Below are 6581 nucleotides of genomic sequence, written 5' to 3' on the forward strand. Positions count from 1 at the left end.
ATCATAAATTTTTGGAGTCTGAATAAAATGTTTGCCACTTCTTTAAGCCCTCTTTCTGTTGATTCATCTCGGATTCGACCGGAAATTCAAGCATTGCAGCCGATGCTGGTGGAGTTGCGGCGGCGGCTGCATCAGCGCCCTGAATTAGGCTTTCGAGAGCATTTAACTGCCGAGTTAGTTTCCCAAAAATTGCAAGAATGGGGAATTAAACATGAGACTGGCATTGCAAACACTGGAATTGTTGCCACAATTACTGGTAATAAACCCGGTAAAGTGTTGGCAATTCGGGCAGATATGGATGCCCTGCCGATTCAAGAAGAGAATGATGTGCCTTATCGGTCGCAGCATGATGGAGTGATGCACGCTTGCGGTCATGATGGACATACAGCGATCGCGCTTTCCACGGCTTACTATCTTTCTGAGCATCGCGATGACTTTGCTGGCACTGTAAAAATTATCTTCCAACCCGCTGAGGAAGGGCCAGGAGGTGCCAAGCCGATGATTGAAGCAGGCGTGTTACAAAATCCCCAGGTAGATGGCATTATCGGGTTGCATTTATGGAACAATTTGCCTCTTGGCACTGTGGGAGTCCGTACAGGTGCTTTGATGGCAGCAACAGAGGGTTTTCGCTGCACGATTCAAGGCAAAGGCGGGCATGGTGCGATTCCTCATCAAACAGTTGATTCAATTTTAGTCAGCGCTCATATTGTTACTGCTTTGCAAACAATTGTGGCTCGAAATGTCTCGCCGCTGGAATCCGCCGTTGTTACCGTTGGGGAACTTCATGCAGGCAAGGCGCTTAACGTAATTGCCGATACGGCTTTCTTAACAGGTACGGTGAGATATTTTAATCCGGTACTGGGAGAACTCATTCCGCAACGGATTGAACAGATTATTGCCGGTGTTTGTCAAAGCCACGGTGCCACTTATCAATTGGACTACAAGCGGCTTTATCCTCCGGTAATTAATGATGCCAAAATGGCGGAACTCGTGCGTTCTGTCGCAGAAGGTGTGGTAGAAACTCCGATTGGAATTGTGCCAGAATGCCAAACAATGGGCGGCGAAGATATGTCTTTCTTTTTGCAAGCTGTACCCGGTTGCTATTTCTTTTTAGGTTCGGCAAATGTAGAAAAAAATTTAGCGTATCCGCACCATCATCCGCGATTTAATTTTGATGAGACAGCATTAGGGATGGGTGTTGAGATATTCGTCCGGTGTGTTGAGAAATTTTGCGGATTGAAGGATTGAAGGAATATCAGTTTGAAGGTTTAAAGAGTGATAATCTGCAACCTGAAACTTACTTGCAATCTTTCTTCTATCCCATAAGGTACTGATGACTTCTCAACTGCCAAATTTAACTGATTTGCAACAAGCACAGCAAGCGATCGCAGACTTCGAGCAATCCAGCGCCCCCAGTGTTTGGCTCAGTTTGGATAAACAGCAAGTCATTGCAGATATGCGATCGCGTCTAATCGATCCTTTTCAAGTAAATCAAGGAGGACAACCCTTTTGTGGCCCAGCATCGATTGTATTTGAGCTGGTTCGCAAACAGCCACTCCGATACGTACAAATTTGCCGCAGTTTATTTGAAACCGGCGGTTTTCAAGCGAGAACTCGATTTATCCAAGCATCACCTAGACTACGCCAAAGTCAAGGTAGATTCCGGATGGGGATGGCAGATTGGATGCTGCTGGCAACTTTGCGAGAATCCGAAAACCTAATTTTTCCAGTCGAACCCAACGCCCCCAATATCATTCGGAATTTGGGTGGAATGACGAAATCCTGGGAGATGAAAGGGTGGGTGAAAGAAGTGCTGGGCTATCGCCAATTTAAATACGCCCATACCTATATTTATGGCGAATTTGATGCGATGCGCGAAGCCGCAGAAGTCATCGCCAGCGGTGGCGTAGCATTTGCCTTGGTTACGGCTGAAGGGTTACTCAGCAACAAACCACCTCTGCTGCCTTACCCGACTCACTGGATTTCTCTATTAGGCAATATTGTGATTCAACCCGGTAAACCTTGGTACCACGATAGCGGACATATCAGCTTCGACATCTACACTTGGGCGAGAAAGATGCACGTAGACGCCGCTGAGGGTCCCTTCGAGGATTATTTTTGGGGAATTGTCATGGGGAGAATGTAAGCGATCGCTCCGCAACCGCAACCTATAAAAATACTTTACGCAGGTACTTGAAGTGTCATCTATCAATGAGATGATTTTTCATGTACTTGGGGAGGATGACGCATTGCAGCAACTGCTACGCATATCCAGAATTATCGATGCAATCAATGAACGCATCGGGCGTCTCACTTCTTGGCTGGTGCTGCTGATGGTACTGGTCGGGGTATGGAACGTCGCTGGTCGCTACATCGGGCGTTTAATTGGACAAAACCTGACTTCTAACGCCTTTATTGAAACTCAGTGGTATATCTTCGACGTGGTTTTCTTGTTGGGAGCCGCTTACGCCCTAAAACACAACGAACACGTGCGTGTCGATATTTTCTACAGTCGCTGGAACCGGAAGTGGAAAGCGTTAGCTGACCTATTTGGAACGTTATTCTTCCTCATTCCGTTCTGTCTAATGGTGATTTACTTCTCCTGGGACACAATTCTAAGTTCCTGGGCAATTCGAGAAATTTCCCCCGATCCCGGTGGTTTGGCTCGTTACCCGATTAAATCGATGATTATTGTCAGCTTCGTATTGCTGATTCTTCAGGGCATTTCCGAAGCGATTAAAAATTTTGCAATTTTCACAGGCAAGCTAGCACCCCAGGAGGAACAGCATGACCCTGGACTATGAATGGTTAGGCCCGATGATGTTTGGCGGTGCCTTAGTCCTGCTGTCGCTGGGCTACCCCGTGGCGTTTTCTCTGGGGGGTGTGGCGATTCTATTTACCGTCTTGGGCGTGGGACTAGGCGTATTTGACCCAGTTTTCTTGACGGCGATGCCCCAGCGGATTTTCGGCATTATGGCGAATTACACGCTACTCGCGATCCCTTATTTCATTTTTATGGGGTCAATGCTGGAAAAATCAGGGGTGGCTGAGCAGTTGCTAGAAACAATGGGGATCTTGTTCGGGCGATTGCGGGGCGGGATTGCTTTAGCGGTCGTTTTGGTGGGGGCGTTATTAGCAGCGACCACCGGCGTCGTGGCAGCAACGGTGGTCGCAATGGGACTAATTTCCCTGCCGATCATGCTGCGCTACGGCTACAACAAAGAACTGGCTACGGGCGTGATTGTCGCTTCTGGTACCTTAGGGCAAATTATTCCCCCCAGCGTGGTGCTGGTGGTGCTGGGAGATCAGCTAGGTGTTTCAGTAGGGGACTTGTTTATCGGTTCGGTGATTCCGGGTTTGATGATGGCGGGTGCCTTCGCCCTACACGTGGTGATAGTAGCATTTCTTAAGCCTGAGGTAGCGCCAGCATTACCGCTTTCAGTGCGGGATATCGGTGGTAAAGCGCTGGGGTTGCGCGTGCTGAAGGTGATGATGCCACCGTTGGTGTTGATTTTGTTGGTATTGGGCAGCATCTTTTTTGGCATTGCCACGCCGACGGAAGCGGGTGCTGTTGGATGTGTGGGAGCGATCGCGTTAGCTGCTGCAAATCGTCAGTTGAGCTGGGACGCATTACGACGGGTTTGCGATGCCACGATGCGGATCACCAGCATGGTGATTTTTATTTTGTTTGGCTCAACAGCATTTAGTTTGGTATTCCGGGGACTCAATGGCGATCGCTTTATGTTCGATGTCCTCTCCAATCTCCCTGGCGGCAGAACCGGCTTCTTAGTCGTCAGTATGCTGGTCGTATTTTTACTGGGCTTCTTTATCGATTTTTTTGAAATCGCTTTTATCATCGTTCCCTTATTTGTGCCCGTTGCTCAACAATTGGGAATCGACCTCGTCTGGTACGGTGTCGTTTTAGGGGCGAACTTACAGACTTCTTTCCTTACGCCGCCTTTCGGTTTTGCCCTCTTTTATCTCCGTGGCGTTGCACCTCCGGAAGTGACCACGACCGATATCTACCGGGGTGCTATACCTTTTATCCTGCTCCAACTGTTGGTTCTAGTGTTGATTATTGCTTTTCCAGGTATTGTTACCTTCTTACCGTCGCTCAGTCTTTAGAAGAGTTGAAGAAGAGTTGAAAAAGCCTTGAAAGTTGAAAGGTTGAACCAGGGTTGAAAGTTAAACAATTGAAGGTTTTTGCCTGTAACCTGCCAACGTGCAACTTGATTCTATCGTCAAGATAGCTCGGTCGAGCGGAGTTTCTAACCTGTACTTATCAGCCTGAAATGCCACCCCAACTTTCTAACTTTTTTCTTGAGGATAGGTAAAATTTGCAAAACTTAGTTCATTGACTTGATTCCACTTGTAAACCTGCTCTCTAAATTTCTGCCACTGTTGGTAAACTTGCTTGAAAGTAGCATCTTTAGCAGCATTTGCCTCATACAAATCGAAGGATGCTTTCTCCGCTGCTTGCATAATCTCCTTAGAGTAAGGCGTTAGCTTTGTCCCTCCAGCAACTAGTGCTGTGAGAGCTTGTGCATTCAAGGTATCATACTGAGCCAGCATATTTAGATTGGCTTCCATCGTGGCAGTTTTCAAGACTTGTTGATAGTCCTTTGGTAATTGCTGCCACTTTAACTGATTAACCTGCATTTCTAATGTTGCCCCAGGTTCCCACCAGCCTGGGTAATAGTAGAACTGCGCTGCCTTATTCAAGCCTAGCTTCACATCATCATGTGGGCCAACCCACTCAGCCGCATCAATCGCTCCTCGGTCAAGTGCGAGATATATCTCGCCTCCTGGCAGTACCTGAACATTGACGCCTAAGCGGCTCATCACCTCACCGCCTAATCCAGGGATACGCATCTTCAAGCCGTTCAAATCAGTCACGGACTTGATTTCTCGCTTGAACCAGCCTCCCATTTGAGTACCAGTGTTGCCAGCCGGAAAGTTGATAACGCCGAAGTCTGAGTAGAGCTTGTGCATCGCTTCCAGTCCGCCGCCGTGGTAAAGCCATGCGTTCTGCTGTTGGGCATTTAGACCAAAAGGCACGGCTGTACCAAAACCAAGTGCAGGATTTTTCCCTACATAGTAATAACTAGCAGTGTGACCGCACTCCACAGTGCCAGATTGTACGGCGTCTAGAACTTGTAGACCGGGCACGATTTCACCCGCCGCAAAGGGAGTAATCGTGAAGCGTCCGTCGGTCATTTCGCTGACGCGCTTGCAAACCGTATCAGCTCCCCCAAAGATGGTTTCGAGGGATTTAGGCCAGCTGGTTGCCATCCTCCACCGAATTCTTGGCTGGGCATTGGTTTGAACCCCTGAGCGTGTGGCTGTTCGGCTACAGGCACCCAGCGCCGTCGCACTAACGGCTCCAATTGCAGTGCTGCTGACAAAGTGTCTTCGTTTCATAAGTTTTGCTTAAATACCTAGAAAACCTAATCTGAGAGAAATTTAGTATTTTAGAACACATAAGAGTTTCTTGGCCGTAAATATTTTTACACTGGCACTATTGTGATTAAAATCTTCACTTTAAAAACAATTTTTATATGACTACACTATGAGCCTGTTCTTCATCCACTAATACTGGACAATCAAACCTCAGAGTTTGTTTGAAAATCTCTAAAGCGATTTCCATGCTACTCAATTAGTAAAAAACAGTTGATGAAACTACTTATGGTCTGATTTAGAAAATAACCATGAGTATGAACCGTAACCTTTACCCTTACCTATCATTTGCTTTCCGTCTAAGGATAAAATTCCTTCATTATTTTCTACTAACTCCCAACCTCGTATTAAATTGGAAACAACTTCTCTCTCACGTATAATTATCTTATGGGTTAGCGAATTAAAATAAACTTCAACATCAGTTTTATTTTTACCAATCCACTCTTGGACAGTCAAAGTTCCATGAAATGCGTTATTTGACTGATGGGTAACAATAAGACTGGCAGGCTTGTTACTAAATTTACCATGCCAAGTTCCAATTATTGAAGGATTTAAGTTGGTCTGGCTATTTGTTCCTACCTCTAACTTTAGAACTTCTAGCACCTCATCCACTGATTGATACCGTTCCCATACATCAACCTTAAGCATTTTGTCCAGAATTTGCCTTAACTGTTCGCTGACAGAAGTACCGCGTGATGCAAGCACATCTTGCCATAGCCAGCGTTTTTCCTGGGGGTTAAACAATTCATTTGGAACAACGTCCGATAGCAGATGAATGCAAGTTGCACTCAAAGCATAAAGGTCACTCGCTGGATACGCTTCGCCATAGGTCATTTGTTCTGGCGGCGCATATCCCAAGGTTCCTACAGTTGTCCCCATGGACATCACTGTACTACTCAGTTCTTTAGAAATGCCGAAGTCTATCAGCACTAGCTGGTTATTCCTGCTGCGCATGATATTTTCTGGCTTGATATCCCGGTGAACGGCTCCCTGCTGATGGATGAATTTCAGCACAGGTATAGCGTTACGCAAATACGTTAGGACATTGTTTGAAAGCAGCGTCAACACAATCGCGAAAGCTATCAAACTCATCCCAGCGTTGCCGCATCCAATTCTTCAGCGCA

6 protein-coding genes and 1 pseudogene are annotated in these 6581 nt (G+C 46.7%); 4 read left to right on the top strand and 3 right to left on the bottom strand.

Annotated elements, in window-relative coordinates; all coding sequences use genetic code 11:
* The first annotated feature begins 27 nt into the window (after positions 1-27).
* From H6H02_RS16875 to H6H02_RS16890, 4 genes are all read left to right on the top strand, one after another.
* On the top strand, positions 28-1248 hold the full coding sequence (locus H6H02_RS16875; RefSeq protein ID WP_190819799.1) for a M20 family metallopeptidase: 1221 nt from the start codon (positions 28-30) through the stop codon (positions 1246-1248).
* A gap of 85 nt (positions 1249-1333) precedes the next feature.
* Positions 1334-2146 carry a hypothetical protein gene (locus H6H02_RS16880; protein WP_190819801.1) on the top strand — a complete coding sequence of 271 codons (813 nt, stop codon included), beginning with the start codon at positions 1334-1336 and terminating at the stop codon, positions 2144-2146.
* Between the two features lie 103 nt (positions 2147-2249).
* Positions 2250-2804 (top strand): TRAP transporter small permease subunit, encoded by a 555-nt coding sequence (locus H6H02_RS16885; RefSeq protein ID WP_190819831.1) that lies wholly within the window; start codon positions 2250-2252, stop codon positions 2802-2804.
* Positions 2788-4125 carry a TRAP transporter large permease subunit gene (locus H6H02_RS16890; protein ID WP_190819803.1) on the top strand — a complete coding sequence of 446 codons (1338 nt, stop codon included), beginning with the start codon at positions 2788-2790 and terminating at the stop codon, positions 4123-4125. Before H6H02_RS16885 ends, H6H02_RS16890 begins: the two co-directional genes overlap by 17 nt.
* 183 nt (positions 4126-4308) lie before the next feature.
* Here the strand turns inward: H6H02_RS16890 and H6H02_RS16895 are convergent, their stop codons facing one another.
* The 3 genes and pseudogenes from H6H02_RS16895 to H6H02_RS27205 form a co-directional block, all read right to left on the bottom strand.
* Complete coding sequence (locus H6H02_RS16895) at positions 4309-5421, bottom strand: TRAP transporter substrate-binding protein (protein WP_190819806.1); 1113 nt, start codon at positions 5419-5421, stop codon at positions 4309-4311.
* Between the two features lie 258 nt (positions 5422-5679).
* A complete protein-coding gene (locus H6H02_RS16900; RefSeq protein WP_206757293.1) occupies positions 5680-6471 on the bottom strand; it encodes a protein kinase in 792 nt (263 codons plus the stop codon).
* 10 nt (positions 6472-6481) lie between these two features.
* A pseudogene (locus H6H02_RS27205) lies at positions 6482-6581 on the bottom strand (IS630 family transposase); the annotation flags it as partial.

The organism is Coleofasciculus sp. FACHB-1120 (genome assembly GCF_014698845.1).
GTDB lineage: Bacteria > Cyanobacteriota > Cyanobacteriia > Cyanobacteriales > FACHB-T130 > FACHB-T130.